The following is a 23511-nucleotide window of genomic DNA, read 5'->3' as shown; positions in this document are numbered from 1 at the left end:
GCCGACCCGTACCGGAGTGGTCAGGTACCGGACGCCCCCGCCGGATAGCCGCGCACCGATCGGGCGGGGCGGTCCTCCGACAGCCGATGTCGCCGGTCGCACGGCCGGCGCTGCCGGCTAGGTCCACCGACAGCTATCCGAACCTCGCCCTGCGAAACTCCCGTTGGTTGCCCGTCGACGCCCCGTCGGCACGACGGTCTTCTACTCCGGCGCGGTCGGGTTGATCCTGATCGCGGTGCTGCCTTCTGTGGCCCTGGCTGGGGTGGAGGTGGTGCTGCTGCACGCGGTCACGACGCTACGGGTGGCGTGTGTGATCGGGGTGGTGCAGGGCGCGCTGCTGTATGGCTCGGGTCCGCAGACGGTCGTCACCATCTGCGGCTGGTCGAGGCCCTCGCCGCGCTGATGTGGATCGTGGAACGGCTGCGACACCGGCAGAGAGACCGGCGCGCTGTCGGCGTACAGGCACCAGTGCAGAGCCAGGTACGCCTGAACGTCTATAGCGGTGATCGGCGTCCGAGAGCGCGAGTGAGTCCGACGACGTCGGGAGGCGAGCGACTCGATGATTGCGCTGGGCGACGGGGGCTGTTCCTGGTGGCTTCCGGATCTGCCGATGAGCGGACAACGTTATGGACGGACGGACAGGTCGAAAGACGGCCCTGGCATGCTTCAATATTCACATGTAAACTTCGGCCGCAGATACCAGGAGCGCAGTGTTCATTGAAACCCACCTAACATTGGGCCTGATCGCCAGTTTGGCCACCTCCGCTGCATGGTTGTTCACGCTAAGGTCAGTTCGCTCCAACGCGAAAGGGTCGATCTCTTCGGCTGTGGTCGAGGAGACTGTGGTGGACGTGTTGTTCCGCTATCGGATCAAGTTCATCAACCAGTCACGCCTAGCCGCCATTAATCTGCGAATTGAGCTTACGCTCGCAATTCCGACCGCCGTCAAAGGCTATCTTGCCCGCTCCAGAAGCCGATGTCTCGGACGACTTCTGGCCCCAGGTTGCCATCGATGACACTCGACAATATATTCGAGCCCGACTTTCGTGCTGTGGACCTGTTCACCGGCCGAGTTGCGGAGAGCGCGGCATTTAGTAGCGCTGTCCTGCACCACCTGGAATGCGTCATCGACGGAACCGCGACGCTGGCCGAATTGAGCCGGCGCAACGTTCTCAGCTTCTACGGCGTCGGTGGAATTGGCAAGACCGAACTGTCGCAACGGCTGCAGCGGTGGATCCTCGGTGAGGCTTTTCCCGGTTCGGGATGGGGGGAGCCACTTCAGCTCGACCATCCCGTACGGACGAGCAGATTCGATCTCCATGGTGTCCGTGCGGTCGATGCCGTTGACGTCGTACTCGGACTGCGTGCCGCTGTTGCCCGCGCCGGCCGGAGGTTTCCGGCGTTCGATTTGGGTCTTGCCGCCTGGTGGTCCGTGGCCCGCCTCGGCATCGCCCTGCCAGACCTTTCGCACTCGACTGGATTCGACGTCCGCGGCCAGATGATTGACACCATCGGTGACGTCATCGGTGACGTCGCCCTGGGTTTCGGGGTGGGCCAGCTGACCGCCAGGACCGGTATCAGGATCATCGAGGCGATTCGCAGTCGTCGACTGCGGGACCGGACGCTGAACGACTGCCAGCCTCTCATCACTATCGTGGAGCACGCCACCACGGACGCGTCGCCATACGTCGCCGCGAGCCTGGCAGGCCTGCTCACCTGGGACATAGAGCGCCTTACTCGGTCCGAACAGCCGTTGGTGGTCGCGTTCGTCGATTCACTCGAATACATTCAGGGGCGCGACCGTCACCAGGAGCGGCTCGTCAACCGGATCGTGCACCTTACGCCCGGAGTGTTGTGGGTGGTGACCTCGCAGCGCAGCCTCGACTGGGCTGATCCCGCCCTGATCGGCGTGCTGCCGGCTGCCGGACGACACGTTTGGCCCGGGCTGAGCCTGCGCGCCGAGGACGAGCCACGGCAACACCTCGTCGGGGACCTTGCGGATGAGGACGTCCTGCGCTATCTGAACAGGGCGTCGGGTCGGGGCGGCAATCCGGTGCTCACCGATGAGGCGATCGAGCTGATCCGGGATGGTGCCCACGGCCTTCCCCTATACCTCGATCTCTCCCTGTCCATCGCGCGCAGTGCTGCCGTTGGCGGAGTTGGGGTCCATACCTTCGGATCTCCGCTGCCGGCGCTGGTCAGCCGGGTCTTCGCCGACCTTCCCGATGAGGAGCGCGACATCGCTCGTACGGCGAGTCTGCTGCCGCGGTTCGATCCCGCGCTGTTGGCCGAGGCCGCACAGCGTCTAAGTGGGGACGTCGCCCGCTTCTGCCGTCGCACCCTGGTGCGCCGCGACGATCACGTCACCTTCCCGTTCCGCCTGCACGATGCCATCCGTTCGGCGGTCGCCGATGAGGCGGTGCACAATCCGGGGGCCTGGAGCGTCTCGGACCGGCGAGCTCGGGCGGAATCGCTTCTCGAAGTGCTGCGGCAGCGCCACGACGCCGGCCCGGATTCCGTCGAGCTGCGACGCGACATCCTGGAACTGTGCGCCGGAATTTGCGCAGACCACGACCTGGAGGCGCCCTGGTTGCGCACGGCGCTCATCGACTTGCCCGGCATGGCCCTGACGGCCGACCGCATGCCGCCTCCGAACCAGCGGACCTGGATTGGGCAGCTCTCGACGTTCCTCCGAGCGTGGCAGGGCCGCACCAACCGGCAGCGCATCGCCTACCTGACGGAACTCACTACCAAGACGCTACGTCCAGACATCGCCCGCGCGACACGCATCTTCCTCGCGTACGCCGAACGTGCCTATGGTGACAAGCAACGCGCGCTCGAACTACTCTCGGCGCTCTACGCACAGGAACCCGGCTCCTCACTTTTGCGCTATCAGGTGGGCCGCACGCTCTACGGCATGTGCCGCTACGGCGAACTGAGGGACCTGCTGCGCCAGTCTCCTCCCTCGGTGTCCACCGAGGAGCAGCGGCTCCGTAGCGACCTCGCGTGGGAGCGAGGAAACTCGACGGAGGGCATCAACGGCGCTGCGGCCCGGGCTGCTTACCTGTGTGGTATTGGCCAGCACCGCATTGCCTTGGAGAACGATGCGACGGTGCTGTGGCGGTCGGCCGTGGCGGGACGGATCACCGCCGACGACTGCAATGCCCTGATAGCCGAGATCGATGCTTACGGGATGACCTTGACGCTGCGGACGTCGTTGGCCGCCAAAGCGATCTGTCTCCGCAAGGAGCCCAAGGCCGTGGACGCCGTCCTCACGGAAATGCAGTCGATCATCGACGTACAGGGCGGCTCGCACGGGTGGCGAGAGTGGGCGGTCATGCTCGTCCGGGCGCTGCGCCATCGGGACGATGCCGAGGTACGAACGGTCCGGGAGCAGTGGGAGGTACGCCGACGGAACTGCAGTCCATCGTTGCGATTCATCGACCGTCTCTTCGTTCACGCCGGGTACGACGCGACCTTTGCCGCCGTACATCTCAGCAATCGCGACGATGCCCAGGTCGACCAGCGCTGGCGCCGAATCATTACAAAACTCGTCGGCCCGCCCTGGGTAGCCAGGTGAAGGCGACCTCGAACCGGCATCGTCACAGCGCCTCGCCCGCATCACTGGCACCCCAGGGTCATCTCGGTTCGCGCCGGACCAGAACGGACAAACCTGGCTATTCAAGCTCGGTAAGCGACAGTGAGTCTGCTGTCGCATCACCGACGTAAGAACCATGTTCCCCGAGACATGCACGACGATTGCCGATGCGGGCAACCAGGAACCGGTCCAATGCGGGGACGGTCCGGCCTCGCAGACGTTGATATGCCCTCCGAGGACTGATGCATGACATCTTCGTTGTTTGCCTACGCCCGCAGGCTATCCGCAATGTTCAGGGACGCTGGGTGTCCGACCACTGTCATCACCTCTAGGGTCGAGCACAGGTCGGTTTCTCGTCGTGAGGAACGCTCGATCTTCGGGCTCTTCCCGCTCCCACCTCGGACGGTCGTTCAGGAGGAGCAAATCAGCGTGCCCGAGCTGACCGGGTGGATGGTTCGGGATGAACTCGTCTGGTATGAGGAGCGGTACTACTCCGGCAACCAGTCTTTGAGCTACATGGAGGAGGACGAGCGGGCTCAGGTCGTGCTCACCCTGCAGGGCGAGTTGCTGGCGCGGCTCGTGTCCTCGAAGTTGATCCCACCCGGCTCGTGTCGGCTGCGCAGATCCGAGTGTAAAGGTCAGGCCAGCTGCAGCTGCACCCCCACAGCCGCTCCGAATTCGGCCTGCATTCGGCAACCGGCCCTCTGACCTGACGAAGATCGAAATAGGGGACGTTACGTAACGGTTTGAACGCCGCGCGGCGAACCGCGCGCGTACCGTTCGGCACCGGTTAGCCCGGAAACGCCCGAGCAGGCCGACCCCGCCAGCGCCCCGACCAGCTCTTCGCCGATCGTGCGTACGACCACGACACGTACCGCCGGGCCGTACGCGCCAAGGGCATCCGGCCGCGGCCAGCGCGACTGGCCGGCTGACTGGCCGGCGATGCCAGTCGTCATGTCCCACGGAAAGGCCGCACTCTCCGCGCTGGGCGGCCCGCCACGACGGTGGCCCTGCGGACGCTGGCCTGGTCGATGAGGCGCTCTGCGCCGGCCGCTGACAGTCGGAAAGGCCCGGCAGCACGGGGGTGCCGGGCCTTCCTCGATCGCGCGGGGCTAGACCGTGCTGAACACCGAGAGCGCCGGCAGCGCCCGGTCGTTGTAGTCGAACAGGGCCTGGTTCTCCCAGCCGTTGCCGGAGGACGGATTGTCCGGGTCCCAGCCGTTGCCGGTCACCGCGGTCCAGGTGGGCTCCCAGTAGAAGACCCCCAGACCGCGCCCGTTCGGCACCGCCTTGACGGCGTTGAAGACCGCCCGTAGCGCGTCGGCCTGCCCCTGCGGGGTGGCGGGGTAGCCGCCGGCCTGTTGCAGGGACGAGTTGAAGATGTTCGGCTCGCTGTCGTCCTGGTTGAGGGTGAAACCGTACGCGGTCTCGACGACCACGATCGGCTTGCCGTACCGGGACGCCAGGTCGTTCATGTTGGACTGCAGGCTGCCGATCGAGCCGTGCCAGTAGAGGTAGTGCGACAGCCCGATGACGTCGAACGGCACCCCGCGCGAGGTGGCCTGGTCGAACCACCACCGGTGCTGGGTGTTGTTGCCGCCCTCGGCCAGGTGCAGCATGACCGGGGTGGCGCTGTTGACCGCCTTCACCGCGTTGCTGCCGGCGGTGAGCAGCTGGGCCAGGTTGGCGAAGTTGTTGCTGCGCCCGTCCGGCCAGAGCATCCCGTCGTTGATTTCGTTGCCGACCTGGACCATGTCGGCCGGGGTGCCCTGCGCCCGTAGCGCGTTGAGCACGTCGTACGTGTGGTTGTAGACGGCGTCGCGGAGGTGGGTGAAGGTGTAGCCGTTCCAGGCGGCGGGCTTGTACTGCTTGCCGGGGTCGGCCCAGGTGTCGGAGTAGTGGAAGTCGACCAGCAGCCGCATCCCCTGGCCCTTGATCCGGGAGGCCATGGTCAGCACCCGGGCACGGTTGTTGTAACCGTCGGCCGGGTTCACCCAGACCTTCAGCCGGCCGTAGTTGACGCCGTTCTGCTGCAGCAGTTGCAGGGCGTCGCGCTGGTTGCCGGCGGAGTCCCGGTAGACCCCGCCCCGGTCCTCGCTCTTCTTCAGCGTCGACACGTCCGCGCCCCTGATGAAGCCGGTCGGGGCCGGGGGCGGCGTGGTGCCGCCGTTGGCCACGAACTCCACGTCGTCCACGTTGATCCAGGTTCCGGCCCGGGCGTTGGAGACGATGCTGACCGTGCACTGCCCGCCGGTGACGGTGGTGGTGACCGAGATCTGGGTCCAGGTGCCGGTGATGGGCAGGTTGGTCCGCTGCTCGGCGCCGCCGCAGTTGCGCAGCGCCAGGTACGCGGCCACCTGGCCGCCGCCGCTGCGGACCCAGGCCCGCGCGGTGTACGACCCGTTGACCAGGCCGTCGAGGTGCTGGTAGGTCTCGACCTGGTACGCCCCGGCCGCCCAGTGCGAGAGCCGGTAGCTGCCCGTCCGCCCGCCGGCCTCGGTGTAGCTGGCGCTCTGCTGGCCGGTGGCCGAGTACTCGGACCAGCCGCTCGGGGTCTGGGTACCGCCGTTGGCCTCGAAGCCGGCGTTGGTCAGCGTGCTGGCCGCGGTGGCCGGGCCGGCGGCCACCAGCCCGCCCGCGATCAGCGCCAGGCCGAGGCCGGCCGCCATGGTCCGCCACATCGTTCTCATCGGATTCACCGTTTCCTCGCCGCGGTCTCGCCGAGGACCCACAGGGCGGGCAGGGCGCGGCCGGAGTAGTCGAACAGGGCCTGGTTCTCCCAGCCGTCGCCGGACGTGGGGTCGGCCGGGTCCCAGCCGGCGCCGTCCACCGCCGTCCAGGTGGGTTCCCAGTAGAAGACGCCGAGCATGCCGGGGACGGGAGCACGCCCGACAACCGGATTCGCCACCGGCTCCAAGATCCGCCAGCCGGATTACCCGTTCAAGGCTGCATGACGAGGCACTAGCCCAGGCGGTGCTCGGGCTCATATCGGACTCCCTGCAGCATAGATACACAGAAGGGGTGTGACCCTTGCCTCATCATTGACTATTCTCTATCGTAGTCGGAAAGCGCTTTCCCCATACCACGTTGCCATGTCTGGAAGGTGAACATCGGATGAGAAGCAAAGTCGCCACACGGTGGCTGGCCGGCAGTGCCACTGCGGTCGCAGGTGCCGTCTTCGCGCTGGCACTGCAGGTTCCCAACGCCTCGGCCGCCACGAACCTGAGCCTCGGTGCCGGCGCCGACGGCTCCAGCAAGGCCAGTGGTACCAGCTATGGCAACGTCATAGACGGCAACGCCAGCACCTACTGGTCGCCGAGCGGCTCGACCGGCACGGTCTCCGTCAAGTGGGGCAGCGCCACCACGGTGTCCTCGGCCGTCATCGCGCAGGCGTCGGGCGGCGGTTCGATCACCGGCTGGCAGCTCAAGAACCACGACACGGGCTCCGTCCTGGCCAGCGGCAGTAGCGCCCCGAGCACCATCAACTTCTCCTCGACGTCGCTGAAGAAGATCTCCTTCGTCATCACCAGCGCGTCCGGCACTCCCCGGATCGCCGAGGTCGAGACGTACTCCAGCGGCGGGTCGACCCCGACCACCGGCCCGACCTCCAGCCCCACCAGCAGTCCGCCGTCCAGCCCGCCACCCGGCAACCCCGGCACGCCGACTGGCGCGTGGCCGTCGTCGGCTGGCTCGGCGAGCATCTCGGGCACGGTCAGCGTCTCCGGCACCTTCGACGGCGGGATGAAGACCTACTGCTGCATCGGTGACGGCGGGCAGGGCGAGTCGCAGGACCCGATGTTCAAGATCGCCAACGGTGGCACGCTGCAGAACGTCATCCTCGGTTCGCCCGCAGGTGACGGCGTGCACTGCGAGGGCACCTGCACGCTGCGCAACGTGTGGTGGAACGACATCGGCGAGGACGCCGCCACCTTCAAGCAGACCAACGGCGGCACCTCCTACGTCATCGGTGGCGGCGCGCGCAACGGCAGCGACAAGACCTTCCAGCACAACGGCAACGGCACGGTCAACATCTCCGGCTTCTACCTCAAGGGGTCCGGCAAGCTGTACCGCGGCTGCGGCAACTGCTCCACCTCGCACACCCGCCACGTACGGATCGACAACGTCCTCGTCGACGACATCGACATGCTCGCCGGAATCAACAGCAACTGGAACGACACCGCGACGATCACTCGCGTGGTCGTCATCGGCTCGGCCACCATCTGTGGCAAGTACAAGGGTGTGCCCAAGGGCAGCGAACCCAGCTACCTCGGTGAGGGCTGGAACGACGCCAACTGCAAGGTCAACAGAAGTGACGTCACCTTCCGGTAGTCACTAGACACGCTTGTTCGCAGAGGGGCACCCGCCTGACGGCGGGTGCCCCCCAAGGTCTGCTGCAACGGTAGGTGACAGTTTCAGTCGCCCGGCCCGACTGCCCGTCGACCCGATCATGTGATGTTGCCTCGTCCGATGGCTTCGGATCGTTACCGTCCACGTTGGCGCGGTCCCCACCCGGGCAGGAGCGGCGACAGTTCGGCAAGCGGTCGGCGTCCGCACCCTGCGGGTACGGGGGTTCCTCCGGGACGTGGTGCGGCACCGGCCATCGAGTGCGGGTCTGTCAAACGAACGGCCTGTTCTCGTGACTGTCCCCGTCGGTGATCGATGAGGTCACGGACGAGGGCGAGCGGATTCTGGTGCGGGCTCGGACTCCTGAAGGGGTGGTGGCCTGTCCGGGCTGCGCGGCCGGAGCAACGATCAAGAAAATTCAGGACACCCTCGGCCACTCCTCCTACAAACTGACCGCCGACACCTCGACTTCGTCCTCGTCGAAGTGAAGAAGACCGCCGCCGAAGCAACCATCAGACTCATCCCCGGCCACAAACATTCGAAGGCGGCGGAGGCCGCGTAAAGGTGCTCGGCTCGGCCGCCGGCCACCATCAACAGGCGAGGATCACAGCGCTTTGCCGGGCGACCCGGGTCGTGTACACCATGCTCGAATGTCTCCTAGCAGAGGTTGACAGAGTTCGAGCGCACGTCAACAGCTCGTACCCCCATTCTCAGGCGCCGCGACTGAGGGACGGCTGCCAGGCCTGAGAAGCCTCAATCACGTCCGGGTCGAGCGCTCAGTTCGGCGGAGCGAGTGCGACAAACGGTCCCTCTGTGGCGGAGAAGTACCGTGAGGCGAACCGGGTCAGGCGCCGGCTTCTTGTTGGCGCTGGTCGTCCTCGTTCTGCCTCGTCCGAGGCAAGTGCCGCAGCACGCGGACCCCGGTAAACTGACCCCATGCGCCAAGCGTTCGCGCACGAGGCGGTCCTCGTGGTCGAGCCGGATGCCGACATTCGGGCGCCGGGTGCGGCCATAACCGTCGCCCTCTGCGGTCACTGGGATCACCACCCGCCATGCCCGTTGGCGGCACACCACACCCAAACCGAGCGGGTCGGCGACCTGGTCCAACTCCGGACACTGTTCGCCGCGGAGCCGGACGCCGAGGGCCTGGTGCGCCAGCGCATCAACGAAACCCTGTCCGGCGGGGAGCTGCTAGGCCCGGACGGGACGGTCACCCATTGGCGGCTTCGGTTCAGCGGACCCAGCGAGGTGACCGCCGAAGAGGCCGACCACGCCGAGCGCCTGACACGCACCTGACCGGTATCCGTCTGCCGGGTACGTCCTAGGCCAGCCCAATCCGACCGGGCAGCGGCTTGTTCGTGCGCTTGATCTTCGCGCTGCACCTGCCCACCTGGGCGGGGCAACCGCCGGACAGCGGTGTGGCCCTGACGACCGCGGTCACCGGTGTGGCCGCTTATGTGATCCGCGGCCCCCGCCGGAGCCGCTGACTCGCCACCTATCCCGTGCCCGATTCCACCGCCGCGGTCGAGGAGGCGGGACTGGCTGGGCGGTCGCCATTCCCCGTATCACGGGCAGCGGACGACCCGGCGTGCATCATCTACGGCGGCGTGGACGGCAACCGTAGGGACGACGCCGGTGAGCCGGTCTACGTCAACTGGGCTTCGCACTCAGTTCAGCAGTGCCGTCAACCAGCGGTCCGTGTGGCGCTCGGTGTACTCGGCGTCTGAGCGCCACGCGTCGCCGTGCCCGGTCCGCCAGTGGGTCGCCCAGGGCTCCACGGCGAGCGCGGCCTGATCCCGCAGGAAGTCGTGCATCGCCCGGGTCCGTACGGTCAGCAGTGGGACCAGGTCGCGGCGCTGCTGCTCGGTCAGCCCGTACGCGTCGGCGAAGGCCCGCAGGCGTGGCCCCGCGTCCGCACGCTGCCAGTCGCGCAACCCCGCGAAGATCCCGGCCGCGAAGTCCTCCAACCGCGCCCGCACCCGAACGAGTTCCCGCTCATCCACGCACCGCAGCCAAACACCGCCACGAAGCTCGTACAAGCGACACGCCACAACGACCTAACAAAGCACTATCAACCGTCGGCACCCGGTCGGGCAAGCCGCCCGATGAGTACATCGAGCAGCTGGACCCCGCCGGCCAGCGGCTGTCCGTCATCCCACCAGCACATCGCGCCGATCTCCTGAGTCGGCCTGAAGTCGTCACCGTGCGGCATGGCGTCCGTGGTGAAAACAGCCGCGTACTCTGGCCGCTGCTCGGCGCCGAGCGCGAACCGTGCGTAGCCGGCGAAGACCAGCTGTTCGATCGCGTACCCGGTCTCCTCGCGCAGCTCGCGGACGGCCGCCTGCCGCGGCGTCTCCCCGGGGTCGATCATGCCGCCGGGCAGCTCCCACTGCTGGCGGTACCGGTTGAAGACGAGCAGCAGCCGCTCGTCATGCCACCACGCCACCAGGGAAAGGGGTAGCGGCGCGTCAACGACCCCGGCCTCCTCGTCGGCCCGGTGAAAAGCGACCAACGCGTTGCCGTCGTCATCGATCGCAAGCACGTCGCGCATCAAGCGAGGTCCATCTCTACGGCCTCCCTGGCTACAGGAACCCAGGTTATCGACAGATCGGCTACTCGCGGTGCGGGGTGGATCGTTCTGCGGCCTTCGCCCGATACCGCCCCGGTGTCACACCGAACTCTCTCTCGAAGGCATGAGAGTGCGTACGGGCTGCCGTAGCCGACTCGGCCGGCGATGCTGGCCAGGGTGTCCGGGGTGTCACGGAGCAGGGAGGCGGCAAGGATCACGCGCCACCACGTGAGATACGCCATCGGCGGGCGGCCGACCAGGGTGGTGAACCGGCGCGCCAGGGTGGGTCGGGAGACGCCCGCCTCGGCGGCCAGGAGGTCGACGCTCCACGGGGCGGCCGGGTGTGAGTGCAGCGCCCGCAGGGCGGCGCCGTCACCGGGTCACCCAGGGCGCCGGGCCAGACTCCGCTGACGGTCTCGGTCATCCACGAGCGGATCATGTAGACGAGGAGGAGGTCGAGCAGGCTCGGGAGTGCGATGCAGGAACCGGGCCGCCGCTCGTCCAGATCACCGGCGAGCAGGTCGATCGCCGCACGGAGTTCGAGGTGGCTGCCCACCCGGCTGGGAAGGTGGACGACCTCGGGTAGCTCTGCCATGAGCGGGTGCCTCCGACTGCAGTCGAGCCGGTACTTACCGCAGAGCATCTCCGTCTCGTCGCGGTCGGGCCGGGATCGCGACCAACCGGCCCGCGTCACAGAGGTGGCCACTCCGACAGTGCCGGTCAACCTCACGTCAGTAGGCTTCAGTCCCGACAGCAGCACCCTGTACATCGCCGAAGGCCGCCAGCTCATCCTCCTCGACCCGAACATCGACAGTCTGACCCGGCGGCTCTGCGAGGCGGCCGGCGCCCCTCTCTCCCCGCGCCAATGGCGGCAGTACTTCCCCGGCACGCCATACGATCCGCCCTGCCGCCGATGACCAGCTCGGTCAGGTCGGGGAGCAGACGTCGTTGCGCCAGGCCCAGGCCGCGATCTCGACACGGTTGCGGGCGGCGAGTTTGCGTTGCACGTTGGCCAGATGTGTCTTGACCGTCGACAGCGTCACGTAGAGCCGTCCGGCGATCTCGTCGTTGGTGTGCCCGTGCGCCACGAGTCGGACCACCGCGAGCTCGCGTTCGGTGAGCGGCTCCGTGGGTGGCGCCTCCACCGCCTCCGGCTCGGCGTCGCGGCGGGGAGCGAGGTGGGCCAACAGGCGTACGGTCACCGCCGGCGAGATCAGCGAGGTCCCTGCGGCGGCGGCGCGTACCGCCTCGACCAGCAGGTTGGGTGAGGTGTCCTTGAGCAGGAACCCGCAGGCGCCGTTGCGCAGCGCCCGGTACACGTACTCGTCGAGGTCGAAGGTCGTGACGATGAGGACGTTGAGCGGGTTCCGGACGGCCGGGCCGGCCAGCAGCCGGGTCGCTTCGAGGCCGTCGAGTTTCGGCATCCGGATGTCGAGCAGGCACACGTCGGGGCGGAGCCGGCGGGCCTGGTCCACGGCGGCCTCCCCGTCGGCTGCCTCGGCCACCACCTGCATGTCCGGCTGGGTGCCGAGGATCATGCGGAAAGCCGTACGGATCATCTCCTGGTCGTCGGCCAGCATTATCCGGATCGTCATCGGGTCTCCCTCGCGGCTGCGCCGGCCACTGCCTGGCGCAGCCCCGGTCGCCACCGACCGGTCGGGGGCGGGTCGGTGATCGGCAGGGCCGCGGTGACCTGCCACCCCGACGCGACGGGTCCGGCCGAGAGTTCGCCTCCGGCGGCCCGTACCCGCTCGCTCAGCCCGGTCAGGCCGAAGCCGCCGGCCGGCAGGGGCGACCCGGCCGACCTTCCGTCGTTGCGGATGGACACCTCGGCGGAATCGGGCCGATCGGGGTGGATCCGGATCCGGATGTCGATCCGGGTCGTCCCGCTGGTGTGGCGCAGCACGTTGGTCAGTGCCTCCAGAACGGTGTGGTGCGCGGCGTCGAGGCTGGCCGGGGGCCACGGCCGGCGGGACAGCGCCGCGTCGACCGAGATCGTCGGCGGGGGGTGTCCGGGCGCCAGGGTGCCGACGACCGAGGTCAGCATCTCGTCGAGGTTGGCGTGGGCGGTCGCGGTCGCGGGTGTCTCGTCGCGCAGGATGCCGACGAGCGTGCGCATCGAGGTGAGGGCCTGACCGCCGGCCTGTTCGACGCCGGCCAGCAGGGTGTCGAGGTCCTCGGGTGAGGGCGCGGTGCCCGCGCCCGTGACGAACCGGATGGCCCGCGTCTGCGCGACGATCGCGGTCACGTGATGGGCGACGTAGTCGTGCAGGTCGCGGGCGTGGTCCATGCGTTCCGCCTGCCGGGCCAGCCGGTCGAGGTCGACCCGGCGGCGCTCCAGCAGGCGCAGGTACAGGCCGAGCAGGGCCAGGAACAGCACCCAGGCGGTCAGCACGACGGCCACCAGGCCGCCGTCCTGCGACACGGTCGACACGTTGACCGGATGGAGCAGGACCCGTGTCGGCAGCAGGCCGATCGCGAGGACCGTCAGGGCGGCCGGACCCGCCGCGTGCCGAAGCGGATGCTGCATGACCAGGCGGATCACCGCCACCGAGAGCACGGTGAACTCCACGATGCCGAACGTGTGCTCCGGGCGCAGCGCCGGCACCAGCCCGAAAGTGACCGAGACCGCGAGGGACGCCGCCGCGGCCACGGCGACCGCGACCGGGCGGGCCTCGGCCAGCAGCACCACGGCGACCGCGACCAGCCCGCTGACGACCAGGCCGAGCGTGGCGGGCAGGGTGGGACCGTCCAGCCCTTCGACGACGACGAGGCCCGCCGCCCCGACGGCGAGCACGCTCACCATCACCCGCTGCCACGGGGGTCCCGGAAAGATAATCAGCACGGCAGGCCACGGTACCCGGATCACGCCGCCGACCAGGGTCTCGGCGAAACCGGCACGGGGCGGCGTAGTTCTTTCGGCCGAACCCCCGCAGTGTCGCTCGGTAACACGGCTGAGGCGTACCCCCGCCCCGCCGCCGCACGCTCGGAGCCGCACCGAACCGACGAGCGGAGAACGACCGTGACGACGACAGTGCAGGCCGTGGGCCTGCGAGTGAGAACAGGCCGGTACGTGGCCGTCGACGGCATCGACCTGGATCTGGGCCCCGGCGTCCATGGCCTGCTCGGCCCGAACGGCGCCGGCAAGACCACCCTGATCCGGGCACTGGCGACCGTGCTGCCCCCGCACGCCGGCCGGCTCCGGTTGCTCGGGCAGCCGATGGAGGGGCGGCCCGACCTGCGTGCGGTACGGCGGGCCCTGGGGTACCTGCCCCAGGAGTTCGGCTACTACCCGCGGTTCACCGTGGCCGAGTTCGTCGAGTACCTGGCGTGGACCAAGGAGGTGCCCGGCACCGGGCGCCGCCGTGCCGTGCGGAACGCGATCGAGCGGGTGGGGCTGGCCGACCGGGCGGACTCACGGCTGAAGGCCCTCTCCGGTGGCATGCTGCGGCGGGCCGGCATCGCCCAGGCGATCGTCAACGAGCCGGAGCTGCTGCTGCTCGACGAGCCGACCGTGGGCCTCGACCCGCAGCAGCGGCTCGACTTCCGGGCCCTGCTGCGTGACCTCGGCGAACGCTCCTGTGTCGTCGTCTCGACCCACCTCGTCGAGGACGTGGCCGCAGCCTGCTCCAGCGTCGTGCTGGCCGACGCCGGCCGGATCGTGTTCCACGGCACACCGGACGACGTCGCGGCAGCCGGCGGTCCCGACGACGCCGGGGACAGCCCGATCGAACGGGGCTACTCCGCGCTGATCGCGCGGCACCGTGCCGGACTGGCGGTGGCGCCGTGAGCCGCATCCTCGGGATCGAGCTGCGCCGTTGCGGCGCCCTTCTCGCCGGGGCCGCGACAGCCGCGATCGGCGTCACGGGACTCTACGTGCTCGCGCTCACCGGGCAGACCGCCCTGTGGGACCAGCAGTGGAACATCCTCGCCTTCTTCCAGCGCATCATGCTGGTGATCATCTGGCCGCTGGCGCTGGCGGCCGGCGCCTGGCAGGCCGGCCGGGACCGGCGCAACCGGGTCGAGGAGTTGCTCGGCACCACACCGGCTCCCCGCTGGCAGCGGATGCGGCCGTCCGCCGTGGTCACCGCTGCCTGCCTCGCCGCCGGCTACCTGCTCGTGCTGGCCGGCGGGGCACCGAAGGTCGCGGCCGTCGCCGGCTACCCGGGCACCGGCTGGCCGGCGGTGACGCTGGTCGGCGTCCTGGCCCTGGTCGCCGCGGGCTGGCTCGGCCTCGGCGTGGGCAGGCTGCTGCCGTACGCGTACACCCCTGCCGTCCTGGGTGTGGGGAGCCTCGCCGCGCTTCTCGTGGCGGTCGAGGCGACCCGGCCCAGCGAGATCACGGATCCCGGGGCGGCCCTGCTGCTGCCCTTCTTCACCAGCACGATCTCCGAGTTCGAGATGGTCGCCGGTCCCGTGAGCACCGGCCAGGCCTGGTGGTTCGGCGGGCTGGCCGCTGGGGGGCTGGTGCTGTACCTCGCGACGAGCCCGCTGGCCCGACTGCTCGCCGTCGTCCCACCGGCACTCGGACTGGCCCTCGCCGCGCCGATGCTGACCGTTCCCCTGGAGAAGGCCTTCCCGGCCGACCCGGCCGCGGTCGCCGAGGTCTGCACCACCGACGACGGGCCCCGGGTCTGTGTCACTGCGGCCCACAGCCGGCGGCTCCCCGCTCTCGCCGCACCGGCCCGGGAGGCGTTGCGCCTGCTCGCGAAGCTGCCGGACCCGCCGGTCTCGGTGCACGAGGCGGTACCGGATCCCGGTCGGGCCCAGCCGGCAGCCGAGGCGTGGGTGGACGGCGACAACCTGGGGCAGACCCGCGAGCCCGCCGAGCTGACCGCCCGCATCCTGGCCGGCGCCGGTACGCCGCTCTGCGTCCGACCCGACGAGGACGCGTACCTCGACGTGCTGCGCGCCCGATCCGTGGCCGCCGCCTGGCTCCACGGCAGCCACCCGGTGCCCGGCCAGCACTTCTTCGGGACCGAACAGGCCGTCCGGGACGAGATGTGGCAGACCTTCACCGCGTTGCCGGCCGACGAGCAGGTACGCCGGGTCGCCGCGGTCCGCGCGGCCGGCCTGACCTGCGGGGACCAGGCTGCGGCCCTCGGCGTCGGAGCCGGCCGGTGACGCCCCTGCTGCTGTTCCTGCGCTCCCGTGAGGTGCCGGGAGGGCTGCTGTGCGCGGTGCCGGCGATGGCGCTGTTCGCCTGGTTCGGTGCCGTGCAGGCCGACCCCCGGCACGCCGTCACCTCCGCCGCCCTCGCCCTGGCGCTGGGCGTGGCCGTGCTCGGGTACGGCCTCGGCGGGCCGGACGCCACCCTGGACGCGACCGCGGCGATCCGCTGGGCGCCCCGCCGCGCGCTGCACCTGGTCTCGACAGCAGTGCTCGCCGGCACCGTGGTGACGGTCGTGACGACCGCCCCGGCCGGCGTCGTCCTGCGCGACGCGGTGGGCTTCACCGGGCTCGCCGCCCTGGCCGCGACGCTGTTCGGCCGGCGACTGGCCTGGACCCTGCCGGTCGTGACGGGGTGCGTCTCCGCCGGCATCCCCGCCGTACCGGAGCCGTTCGCGCTGCACCTGCTCACCTGGGCGGGCCAACCGCCGGACAGCGTCGCGGCCCTGACGACCGCCGTGGCCTTCGCGGTCACCGGTGTCGCCGCCTATGTGATCCGCGGCCCCCGCCGGATCAGCTGACTCGCCACCTCGATGCCGCTCAGGCGGCTGTGCCGATTGGTCGATGCCGAGCCGCAGGTCAACATGTCCACCTACCCGGGGGCTGGTGTGGCGCCCGTCACATGCAACCTTTTCCGTGGCTGCCACCGTTCCACCTCCGTCGAAGGGGGCAGGCGATCTTGAATGCCGAGGAAGAGGAAGGGTTCCGTCAGTTCGTCGCGGCCCACATGGGCCCGCTGCGCAAACTGGCGTACCTGACCTGCGGTAACTGGCACACGGCGGAGGACGCCGTGGCCACCGCCCTAGCCAAGCTGTACCCGCGCTGGCGCAAGCTCGACCGTCCCGACCTGTACGCCAAGACGATGGTGTACCGGGCCGCGGTCGACGAGGTCCGCCGGCCGTGGCGCCGGGAACGTTCCGCCGGTGACGGGATGCCGGAGGTCGCCCTGCGCGACCCGGCGGCGGCCACCGACGAGCGGATCCGGGTCCAGGCCGCCCTGCGTGCCGTGCCCCGCAAGCAGCGGGCCGCCCTGATCCTCCGCTACTACCTCGGAATGACTCTCGAGGAGAGCGCAGCGGTCCTGGGGGTCTCCGTCGGCACCGCCAAGAGCCAGACGTCGCGAGGGCTCTCCCGCCTTCGTGAGGTGCTGGCCACCGAGAAGATCGACCTGCAGGTCGCGGAGAACGAGGAGTTGTCCCGTGCGGTTGCATGAGGTGGTGGATCTGGCGACGTCGAACGCGCCGCCGGACCGGAACACGATCGACGAGATCGTCGGTAGGGGCCGCAAGGCGCAGCGTCGCCGGCGGGCCGGCTTCGCCGGTGCGGGCGCGGCGCTCGCCGTGGTCGCGGTGAGCGCGGCGGTCACCCTCCCGTCGGTCTTCGGGGGTACGGGGCAGGGCACGGTGGTCGAGGCGGCGGCACCGTCGGCCGTCACCCAGCAGGCCGGCCCGGCCACGTGGGAGTACCCGGCCGACCCGTTCCAGTTCACGTTCGGTGCCTTCGAGGTCGGCCGCTGGACGGTGGCGGCGCCGGTCGTGGCGTCGACGTCGTACCAGATCGCGTCGGTGTACCTGGACAGCCGGACCACGAACGACAGGTCGGTCACCGGCGACGACTCCGCCCGGACCGACGACCGCCGGAAGAAGGGCGGGCCGGGCTACACGCCGAAGCCGACGATCTACGCGTACCTGGTGCTGTACCGGCCGGGCGCGTTCGACCCCGCCGGCCTGAGCGGGGCCACCAAGCTGACGGTCGACGGCAAGGAGGCGTACCAGGTCAGCGACGCGGCCTACGGCGGTACCCGCCGGACGCTCGCCTGGTCGTACGACTCGGACGCGTGGGCGGTCCTGTCGACGAACTCGAACTCCGCGCAGGACCCGTCCGAGGCGGAACTCCAGGAGATCGTCGCGGGCCTCAAGCCCGCCAGGGCGACCCCGGCCAAGCTGCCGTTCACGCTCGACTACGTGCCGGCCGGCTACCAGCCCGTCGAGATCGGCTCGCACGCCATGTCGGGGCTCAACGGCATCGCGGCGGCCCGGAACGGCGACTACGGTGGCGCGATCTTCGCGAACCCGGCGCCGGCCACCACCGGCCTGGTCGAGCCGTACGGCGGCGTCGAGGGCGAGGACGTCCCCGGCAGCTTCCAGATCTTCGTGGTGCCGTCGGAGAACTCGAACCAGACGACCGGCGACACGACGATCGAGTGCGGCAACGGCTTCTGCACCCACCGCAGCGCGGACGGCAGAACCAGCATCCAGGTGGCGAGTGGCGGGCGCCTCTCCGACGCCGAGATGACCAAGATCCTCCAGGGCCTGGAGCTGAGGACCGTGACGGACGACTCCACCTGGGCGGACGCGGCCACCGCGCTCGTCAGGTGACCGTCGTCTGACGCGGCGGCCGGGCCCTCGCGGCCCGGCCGCCGTTGCTGCCGGCTCCGGAGCAGGGCAGGTCGTCACCAGCGTCTCGGGGAAAGTCAGGGGCAACGGCGAGGCGGGGCGGGTCGTAGACTCCCCGGGTCGCGCCGTCGGACGGCGCACTGACGCGGGAGGAAGTCCGTGGCGGGTGACGCGCGCGAAGCCGGTGAGGTCTCACCTGCCTCCGGCGCCAGGGTGCCGCCGGAGGACGGGCGCAGGAGCGAAACCCTCGTGGCGGTCGTGACGATCGTGGTGACGATGGTGGCGGGCCTGATCGTGTGGTTCGTCCGGCAGGCAATGGAGACGGGGACCACCCCGGAGGGCCTGCCTCGGTCGGTACCCCGCCGATTCGACCCCGGCCAGCAACTGTTCCGCCTCGACTTCCTGCCCGGCTCCGTCCGTCACGCCGCTTACGAGACCGAGCCCGACATGCACATCATGCAGTTGAGCGGACCACGTGATGGCGCCCCGGCCACGAAGGAGGACAGCCCGTACTCAGTCGACCGCGACTGGCGGATCGAGATCCTGATGGCCGCGCGCCACGTCGACGTGCACCGTTACGACCGGGAGTACGACGAGGAGGCGGGCTGGACGGTCCCGGGTGCCGAGGTCGCGCCGGTGCGCGGTCGTCCCGCCTTCCAGAACGAGGGTGGGGTGCTGTCCTGGGAGTACGCGCCGAAGGCGTGGATGCGGATCACGGTGACCGGCGTCGACCGCCACGAGGAGACCCTTCGGCGGGTGACCGAGGGCATCCGCTGGGAGAAGGCACCGCTGGCTCTGCCGTTCGAGGCCGTGGGGCTGCCCGACGACGCGGAACTCAGCGGTGCACGGCTGGAGTGGGCCAAGAAGGGACCGATGAGGTCCTCCGCCCAGTATCTGCTGGGGTGGAACGAGCGCGGAAGACCCGACATCGTGGTCGGTCTCAGCACCGAGAGCGTGGCCAGCGGCAGGAGCAACGTCACCGACGACGTCACCGTGTCCGGCCGGGCCGCCACCGCGATCGATTGGCAGAGCAAGGACAGGCCGGGGCTCTACCGGGTGGGGCAGCTCCCCGGCGGGTGCGGCACGTGCGTGGTGGAGGTGGGCATCGAGAGCCGCCGGGCCCACGAGGCGGTGGGGGGCAGGGACGACGTGCTGAAGCTGGCGGCCTCGATCCGGCTGGTGGACGGGTACGAGGATCGCGCCCGGTGGCGTCCCCGGTAGCGCCTCGCCGCTAACCGCTCGCCCCGCGCGCGGAACTACCGGGAGACGCTGCCTGGCGTGGTCGGCTCGCCGGCGGCGGCCTTGTCCTCCCAGCGTTGGGCGTAGCGTGCGATGGGCTGGAGGGCGCGGAGGAGTTCGACGCCGCGTTCGGTGAGGCGGTAGCGGATGCTGACCGGGAACGTGGGCTCGACGATGCGGTCGACGAGACCAGCGCCTTCGAGGTCGCGGAGCCGGACGGTGAGCATGCGCCCGGAGAGTCCCTGTACCCGGTTCTCGATCTCGGTGAAGCGTTCCGCGCCCAGGCCGAGGGCGAGAAGGATGCCGCTGGCCCAGCGTCTGCCGACCACCTCCATGACCCCGGCGAGGCGCCGGCACTCGTCGTCGTCGATATGGAGCGGGGGGCGGGTCGGGCCGGTTCCACGTGTAGTCACTTACCAAAGGTAAGTAAGTTACGTGGTGTTTGTCAACGACGATGCGTGCCCAGGATGCTGGGTGCATGCCCGATCACCTGTACCCGTTCCGAGGCGACCCGATCCCCGGAGCCCTGGCCCGGCGGGTGCTGTTCCCCGGCGACCCCGGCTACCCCCGCTATACCTCCGGGTACTTCCGGGGAGCGCGGCCCGGTGTGGTCGTGCGCCCCGAGTCGATCGCGGAGGTGCAGGAGGCGGTCCGGTTCGCGGCCCGGCACCGGGACGTCCCGCTGGGGCTGCTCAGCGGCGGACACGGCCTCTCCGGCAGGTCCCTCAACGACGACGGGATCGTCATCGCGGTGGACGCGCTGAACGAGATCACCGTCAGCGACGGAAACCGGGTACGGGTGGGACCCGGCGCCCGCTGGGGCGAGGTCGCCAAGGCCCTCGCCCCACACCGCCTGGCGATCACCGCCGGTGACCACGGCGGGGTCGGGGTCGGCGGACTGGCCACCACGGCGGGGATCGGCTGGTTCGCGCGTAGGCGGGGGCTCACCATCGACCACCTGCGGTCGGTGGACGTGGTCACCGCCGACGGCGAGCTGGTGCACGCGAGCGCCGAGGAGAACACTGACCTCTTCTGGGCCGTCCGCGGAGCCGGGGCGAACTTCGGTGTCGTCGTCTCCTTCGAGTTCGAGGCGCACCCCGTGTCCGAGCGGGTCGGCTTCGCGATGCTCGCGTACGTCCCCGACGACGTCGCCGCGTTCCTGCGGGCGTGGGGTACGACGATCGAGAACGCGGACCCGACCGTGACCGGGACGCTGATGGTCAGTCCGTCCCGCCCCGGATCGCCGGCCGTGGTCCAGGCGCTGATCGTGGTGGACGAGCACGACCCGGACACCGTCGTCGACCGCCTCCAACCCTTCGCGGCGCTGGCGCCGATGGCGGACCAGTCGGTGCGGATGGTGCCGTACGCGGCCCTCCTCGACCTCCCCGCTGGCGGTGAGCAGCAGCACGGACAGGGCGAACCCCGGGGCCACGCCGGGCTCGTCCGGCACCTGTCCACCGATGTCGCGCGCGGCCTGGCGGACCTGCTCGCCTCCCGGTCGTCGTTCATCCTGAGCATCCGGTCCGCCGGCGGCGCCGTCGCCGACCACCCCACCGACTCCGCCGCGTACGGGTGGCGGGACGCGAACTTCCTGATCGCGATGCTCGGCGGCGGCACCGGCGAGGTCGAGCAGCGCTGGGCGGACCTGGTCCCCCGCTTCGAGGGCATGTACCTCAGCTTCGAGACCGACACCGGCCCCGACGTCCTCGCCCGGGCGTTCCCGGCCGGGCACCTGCGACGCCTGCGCGCGCTCAAGGCGACCTGGGACCCGACCGGCCTGTTCCGCGACAACTTCTTCATCGCCCCCGACAGCGACCCGGCCGAGCTGGTCGCGCAGCTCTGAGGCCCGGATCGCGGCGCCCCGCCGCTGGCCGAGGCCCTCACCACCACGATCGAAACAATCCTGGAGGCATCATGTCCCTGCTCCGTGTCGACGCGTCCATCCGCGCCGAGGGCTCCACGAGCCGCGCCCTCGCCGACATCGTCGAAGGTCAGTGGCTCGACATCGCCACGGCTCCGACGATCGTCCGCCGCGAGATCGGCACCACCCCGCTGCCCAGCGAGGCCTGGGCGGCGGCGTTGGCCGCGTCGGCCACACCCGCCCCGGACCGTACGCCAGGCCAGCAAAGCGCGCTGGATCTCGCGGGCGCGCTGGTCGACGAGCTTGCCGTGGCCGAGGCGTACCTGTTCGCGGTGCCGCTGTACAACTTCGGGGTCTCGCAGCACTTCAAGGCGTACGTCGATCTGGTCGTCGCCGACGCGCGGATGTCACCCGAGCGCACCCCGGTGACCTCCGGCAAGCCGGGGGTGCTGGTGACCGTCCAGGGCGGGAACTACGCACCCGGCACCCCGAAAGAAGGGTGGGACCACGCGACCGCGTGGATGCGGCGGATCCTTGAAGACGTGTGGCGGATCGATCTGGAGGTCGTGACCCGCGAGTTCACTCTCGTCGGCGTCAACCCTGCGCTGGACGGGTTCACCGAGCTGGCCAAAGAGATCAAGACGAACGCGGAGCAGCACGCCCACCGGCAGGGCCGCGCCCTCGCCTCCCGCCAGCTCACTGCCCGCGCGGACGCCGCGATCCGCTGACAGCGGTACCCGACGCCAATATCGAAACATAGACGAGTGACAGTGGATCTGGGAGGATTTCAGGGTTACGAAGATGGGTGCCCAGTGATCGAAAGGGATGCCGTGCTGCGTCGAATCATCACCGTTCTCGCTCTGAGTGCCGTATCACTGCTCATCGCCCCGGCGGCAACTCCCGCCCACGCGAATCCGGTGTCGCAGGAAACCGTTCTGAATGGGAATTCCGGGCCCGGCGTGCTCAGCCTCGACGGGACCTGGGCCTGCTCCGTGCCGAGCGGTTACACCTGGGACCAGGTGGAGCCCACCGGCGCCTGCGGATCGCTCTCGTACCGCTACCGGCTGCGGACCCCGGTCAACGGTCTGTGGGCCTGCGCGATCCCGTTCGGCTGGACGTACGACTCGATCCGCGCGACAAGCGTCTGTGGCACGACCGGCCCGTACCAGTACCGCCTGCTCGGCTGACCGCCCCGGTCCGGGACGAAAAGCCTCGCCCTGTCGAAAACACCGAATCTCTTTTGGTGTGCCGTCGACAGAACCTGCGCTGATGCCGAAGCTTTCCGGTAACGGGTGTATGCCCGTAGGCGTCAGTCACACGGCGCGGGCCGGGCGACCCCCTCGGGTAACCGGGTGCGGTCGTCGGTCGTGGCGCAGGTCAGGATCGCGCCGGTCAGGTCCGCGTCGGTCAGGTTCGCGTCGGTCAGGTTCGCGCCGGTGAGGTCCGCGTCGGTCAGGTTCGCGCCGGTCAGGTTCGCGCCGGTCAGGTTGACGGTCAGGTCCGCGAGCACGTTCGCGGTTCTCGCGGTCACCCGGCCTTGGAGGTTCGTGCCGTTTCCGAACGTCTGGGACAGGTTCGCGCCGGTCAGGTTCGCGTGGGACAGGTCCGCGCCAGCCAGGAGCGCGCCGGTCAGGTTCGCGTCGGTCAGGATCGCGCGGGCCAGCTTCGTGTTGTGCAGAATCGCGCGGTGCAGGTTCGCGTCGCTCAGGCTCGTACCGGTCAGGCTCGCTTCGATCAGGGCTGCGCCGGCCAGCTCCGTGCCGGACAGGGTCGCGCCGTTCAGGTTCGCGTACGCCAGGTTCGCGCGGGCCAGGTTGATGTCGGAGAGGTCGAGACGGCGGATAGGCAGTGTCTCGTTTCCGATGATGCCGTCGCGGGTGACGTCGCGGCGGCCCAGCACGGTCACGACGGCCTGGATGTCGACCGGTGGGCTGGGGATCGACGAGGTCGGAGCGGTGATCCGCTCGGGCGCGGGGGCGTGGACCCGGAGAAACGCGGCGAGGATGTCGATGACGGCAGGCTGGTCCACGGCGGAGTCGCGCATGATGCGCTCCAAGGCGTAGATCGCACCCAGCCGTACGTCCACCCTCTCCGCACCGGGCTGGCCGAGCTGCTCGACCGCCTTGGTGAACCGGTCGGTGATCTGCCCCTGAGCGGTGAGGCGGTGCTGCTCGCGGTTGGCCTCGCTGGTCTCGCGGTTGGCCTCGTTGGTGATGTACAGGCCGACGGCCACGAACAACACCGACAGGATGCTGCCGATGGCGACCAGACGCTGCCACGGGTCGGGCCTGACGTCGATCGGCCCCACCTCCAGCCGAGCCGCCGGTGGCCGCGA

The 23511-nt window shown here is 69.8% G+C and carries 26 protein-coding genes and 1 pseudogene; 17 read left to right on the top strand and 10 right to left on the bottom strand.

Annotation, left to right across the window (positions count from 1 at the left end; all coding sequences use genetic code 11):
* Positions 1–163 precede the first annotated feature (163 nt).
* The 4 genes and pseudogenes from AWW66_RS05355 to AWW66_RS34225 form a co-directional block, all read left to right on the top strand.
* The gene (locus AWW66_RS05355) at positions 164–403 is read left to right on the top strand and encodes a hypothetical protein (protein WP_067360559.1); all 240 of its coding nucleotides are present in this window, start codon (positions 164–166) and stop codon (positions 401–403) included.
* Between the two features lie 609 nt (positions 404–1012).
* Positions 1013–3580 carry a hypothetical protein gene (locus tag AWW66_RS05350; RefSeq protein WP_067360556.1) on the top strand — a complete coding sequence of 856 codons (2568 nt, stop codon included), beginning with the start codon at positions 1013–1015 and terminating at the stop codon, positions 3578–3580.
* A gap of 447 nt (positions 3581–4027) precedes the next feature.
* A complete protein-coding gene (locus tag AWW66_RS33415; protein ID WP_157527177.1) occupies positions 4028–4306 on the top strand; it encodes a hypothetical protein in 279 nt (92 codons plus the stop codon).
* Between the two features lie 86 nt (positions 4307–4392).
* A pseudogene (locus AWW66_RS34225) lies at positions 4393–4518 on the top strand (IS5/IS1182 family transposase); the annotation flags it as partial.
* Between the two features lie 192 nt (positions 4519–4710).
* On the opposite strand, the gene AWW66_RS05340 reads toward AWW66_RS34225, so the two are convergent.
* Both AWW66_RS05340 and AWW66_RS32415 read right to left on the bottom strand, forming a co-directional pair.
* Positions 4711–6288, bottom strand: a complete 1578-nt coding sequence (locus AWW66_RS05340; RefSeq protein WP_067360550.1) for a glycoside hydrolase family 53 protein — start codon at positions 6286–6288, stop codon at positions 4711–4713.
* Between the two features lie 5 nt (positions 6289–6293).
* Positions 6294–6506, bottom strand: a complete 213-nt coding sequence (locus AWW66_RS32415) for a glycosyl hydrolase 53 family protein (protein ID WP_342671910.1) — start codon at positions 6504–6506, stop codon at positions 6294–6296.
* Between the two features lie 206 nt (positions 6507–6712).
* Here AWW66_RS32415 and AWW66_RS05335 point away from each other — a divergent pair, with 206 nt between their 5' ends.
* The 3 genes from AWW66_RS05335 to AWW66_RS05330 all read left to right on the top strand — a co-directional run bounded on the left by AWW66_RS05335 (position 6713) and on the right by AWW66_RS05330 (position 9238).
* Positions 6713–7927: a pectate lyase gene (locus AWW66_RS05335; RefSeq protein WP_067360547.1), complete on the top strand. Its 1215-nt coding sequence runs from the start codon at positions 6713–6715 to the stop codon at positions 7925–7927.
* Between the two features lie 323 nt (positions 7928–8250).
* A complete protein-coding gene (locus AWW66_RS35110; RefSeq protein WP_245647919.1) occupies positions 8251–8430 on the top strand; it encodes a hypothetical protein in 180 nt (59 codons plus the stop codon).
* A gap of 448 nt (positions 8431–8878) precedes the next feature.
* A complete protein-coding gene (locus tag AWW66_RS05330; protein ID WP_067360544.1) occupies positions 8879–9238 on the top strand; it encodes a hypothetical protein in 360 nt (119 codons plus the stop codon).
* A gap of 371 nt (positions 9239–9609) precedes the next feature.
* On the opposite strand, the gene AWW66_RS05325 is transcribed toward AWW66_RS05330, so the two are convergent.
* The 4 genes from AWW66_RS05325 to AWW66_RS36310 all read right to left on the bottom strand — a co-directional run bounded on the left by AWW66_RS05325 (position 9610) and on the right by AWW66_RS36310 (position 11280).
* The gene (locus AWW66_RS05325) at positions 9610–9945 is read right to left on the bottom strand and encodes a hypothetical protein (RefSeq protein WP_157527175.1); all 336 of its coding nucleotides are present in this window, start codon (positions 9943–9945) and stop codon (positions 9610–9612) included.
* 68 nt (positions 9946–10013) lie between these two features.
* Positions 10014–10493: an NUDIX hydrolase gene (locus tag AWW66_RS05320; RefSeq protein WP_067360538.1), complete on the bottom strand. Its 480-nt coding sequence runs from the start codon at positions 10491–10493 to the stop codon at positions 10014–10016.
* Entirely contained in the window at positions 10493–10825 is a 333-nt protein-coding gene (locus AWW66_RS35105) for a helix-turn-helix domain-containing protein (protein ID WP_396890622.1), read from the bottom strand. The genes AWW66_RS05320 and AWW66_RS35105 overlap by 1 nt, the downstream gene beginning before the upstream one ends.
* Entirely contained in the window at positions 10726–11280 is a 555-nt protein-coding gene (locus tag AWW66_RS36310; protein WP_396890621.1) for a cupin domain-containing protein, read from the bottom strand. Before AWW66_RS36310 ends, AWW66_RS35105 begins: the two co-directional genes overlap by 100 nt.
* Here AWW66_RS36310 and AWW66_RS34220 point away from each other — a divergent pair.
* On the top strand, positions 11225–11428 hold the full coding sequence (locus AWW66_RS34220) for a hypothetical protein (RefSeq protein ID WP_169807058.1): 204 nt from the start codon (positions 11225–11227) through the stop codon (positions 11426–11428). The genes AWW66_RS36310 and AWW66_RS34220 overlap by 56 nt on opposite strands.
* 9 nt (positions 11429–11437) lie before the next feature.
* Here AWW66_RS34220 and AWW66_RS05310 read toward each other — a convergent pair whose 3' ends face one another.
* A complete protein-coding gene (locus AWW66_RS05310; RefSeq protein WP_067360531.1) occupies positions 11438–12106 on the bottom strand; it encodes a response regulator in 669 nt (222 codons plus the stop codon).
* Positions 12103–13356: a sensor histidine kinase gene (locus AWW66_RS05305; RefSeq protein WP_157527173.1), complete on the bottom strand. Its 1254-nt coding sequence runs from the start codon at positions 13354–13356 to the stop codon at positions 12103–12105. The genes AWW66_RS05310 and AWW66_RS05305 overlap by 4 nt, the downstream gene beginning before the upstream one ends.
* A gap of 177 nt (positions 13357–13533) precedes the next feature.
* On the opposite strand from AWW66_RS05305, the gene AWW66_RS05300 reads away from it, so the two are divergent.
* The 6 genes from AWW66_RS05300 (at position 13534) to AWW66_RS05275 (ending at position 19297) form a co-directional block, all read left to right on the top strand.
* Entirely contained in the window at positions 13534–14301 is a 768-nt protein-coding gene (locus AWW66_RS05300; protein ID WP_067360525.1) for an ATP-binding cassette domain-containing protein, read from the top strand.
* A complete protein-coding gene (locus AWW66_RS05295) occupies positions 14298–15635 on the top strand; it encodes a hypothetical protein (RefSeq protein ID WP_067360522.1) in 1338 nt (445 codons plus the stop codon). The genes AWW66_RS05300 and AWW66_RS05295 overlap by 4 nt, the downstream gene beginning before the upstream one ends.
* Positions 15632–16201 (top strand): hypothetical protein, encoded by a 570-nt coding sequence (locus AWW66_RS05290; RefSeq protein WP_067360519.1) that lies wholly within the window; start codon positions 15632–15634, stop codon positions 16199–16201. Before AWW66_RS05295 ends, AWW66_RS05290 begins: the two co-directional genes overlap by 4 nt.
* A gap of 158 nt (positions 16202–16359) precedes the next feature.
* The gene (locus AWW66_RS05285; protein ID WP_067360516.1) at positions 16360–16893 is read left to right on the top strand and encodes a SigE family RNA polymerase sigma factor; all 534 of its coding nucleotides are present in this window, start codon (positions 16360–16362) and stop codon (positions 16891–16893) included.
* Positions 16880–18058, top strand: a complete 1179-nt coding sequence (locus AWW66_RS05280) for a hypothetical protein (protein WP_067360513.1) — start codon at positions 16880–16882, stop codon at positions 18056–18058. The genes AWW66_RS05285 and AWW66_RS05280 overlap by 14 nt, the downstream gene beginning before the upstream one ends.
* A 267-nt stretch (positions 18059–18325) precedes the next feature.
* Positions 18326–19297, top strand: coding sequence for a hypothetical protein (locus AWW66_RS05275; protein WP_067360511.1), 972 nt, complete (start codon positions 18326–18328; stop codon positions 19295–19297).
* Between the two features lie 35 nt (positions 19298–19332).
* Here the strand turns inward: AWW66_RS05275 and AWW66_RS05270 are convergent, their stop codons facing one another.
* A complete protein-coding gene (locus AWW66_RS05270) occupies positions 19333–19728 on the bottom strand; it encodes a winged helix-turn-helix transcriptional regulator (protein ID WP_211271837.1) in 396 nt (131 codons plus the stop codon).
* A gap of 65 nt (positions 19729–19793) precedes the next feature.
* Here AWW66_RS05270 and AWW66_RS05265 point away from each other — a divergent pair, with 65 nt between their 5' ends.
* From AWW66_RS05265 to AWW66_RS33405, 3 genes are all read left to right on the top strand, one after another.
* Complete coding sequence (locus AWW66_RS05265) at positions 19794–21158, top strand: FAD-binding oxidoreductase (RefSeq protein WP_067360505.1); 1365 nt, start codon at positions 19794–19796, stop codon at positions 21156–21158.
* Between the two features lie 71 nt (positions 21159–21229).
* Positions 21230–21904: an FMN-dependent NADH-azoreductase gene (locus tag AWW66_RS05260; RefSeq protein ID WP_067360502.1), complete on the top strand. Its 675-nt coding sequence runs from the start codon at positions 21230–21232 to the stop codon at positions 21902–21904.
* An 84-nt stretch (positions 21905–21988) separates the two neighbouring features.
* On the top strand, positions 21989–22363 hold the full coding sequence (locus AWW66_RS33405; protein ID WP_157527171.1) for a hypothetical protein: 375 nt from the start codon (positions 21989–21991) through the stop codon (positions 22361–22363).
* A gap of 122 nt (positions 22364–22485) precedes the next feature.
* On the opposite strand, the gene AWW66_RS05250 is transcribed toward AWW66_RS33405, so the two are convergent.
* Positions 22486–23484 (bottom strand): pentapeptide repeat-containing protein, encoded by a 999-nt coding sequence (locus tag AWW66_RS05250; RefSeq protein ID WP_067360496.1) that lies wholly within the window; start codon positions 23482–23484, stop codon positions 22486–22488.
* Positions 23485–23511: the final 27 nt, after the last annotated feature.

It is taken from the genome of Micromonospora rosaria (genome assembly GCF_001567585.1).
Lineage (GTDB): Bacteria > Actinomycetota > Actinomycetes > Mycobacteriales > Micromonosporaceae > Micromonospora > Micromonospora rosaria.
The sequence above is the reverse complement of the archived record's forward strand: the minus strand, read 5'-3'. Positions and strand labels throughout refer to the sequence as shown.

Bases quoted from the DNA above. Each gene is read 5' to 3' on its own strand.
- AWW66_RS05350 (WP_067360556.1), top strand. From the start codon at position 1,013: ATGACACTCGACAATATATTCGAGCCCGACTTTCGTGCTGTGGACCTG.
- AWW66_RS05340 (WP_067360550.1), bottom strand. From the start codon at position 6,288: ATGAGAACGATGTGGCGGACCATGGCGGCCGGCCTCGGCCTGGCGCTG.
- AWW66_RS05335 (WP_067360547.1), top strand. From the start codon at position 6,713: ATGAGAAGCAAAGTCGCCACACGGTGGCTGGCCGGCAGTGCCACTGCG.
- AWW66_RS05330 (WP_067360544.1), top strand. From the start codon at position 8,879: ATGCGCCAAGCGTTCGCGCACGAGGCGGTCCTCGTGGTCGAGCCGGAT.
- AWW66_RS05320 (WP_067360538.1), bottom strand. From the start codon at position 10,493: ATGCGCGACGTGCTTGCGATCGATGACGACGGCAACGCGTTGGTCGCT.
- AWW66_RS36310 (WP_396890621.1), bottom strand. From the start codon at position 11,280: ATGTACAGGGTGCTGCTGTCGGGACTGAAGCCTACTGACGTGAGGTTG.
- AWW66_RS05310 (WP_067360531.1), bottom strand. From the start codon at position 12,106: ATGACGATCCGGATAATGCTGGCCGACGACCAGGAGATGATCCGTACG.
- AWW66_RS05265 (WP_067360505.1), top strand. From the start codon at position 19,794: ATGCCCGATCACCTGTACCCGTTCCGAGGCGACCCGATCCCCGGAGCC.
- AWW66_RS05260 (WP_067360502.1), top strand. From the start codon at position 21,230: ATGTCCCTGCTCCGTGTCGACGCGTCCATCCGCGCCGAGGGCTCCACG.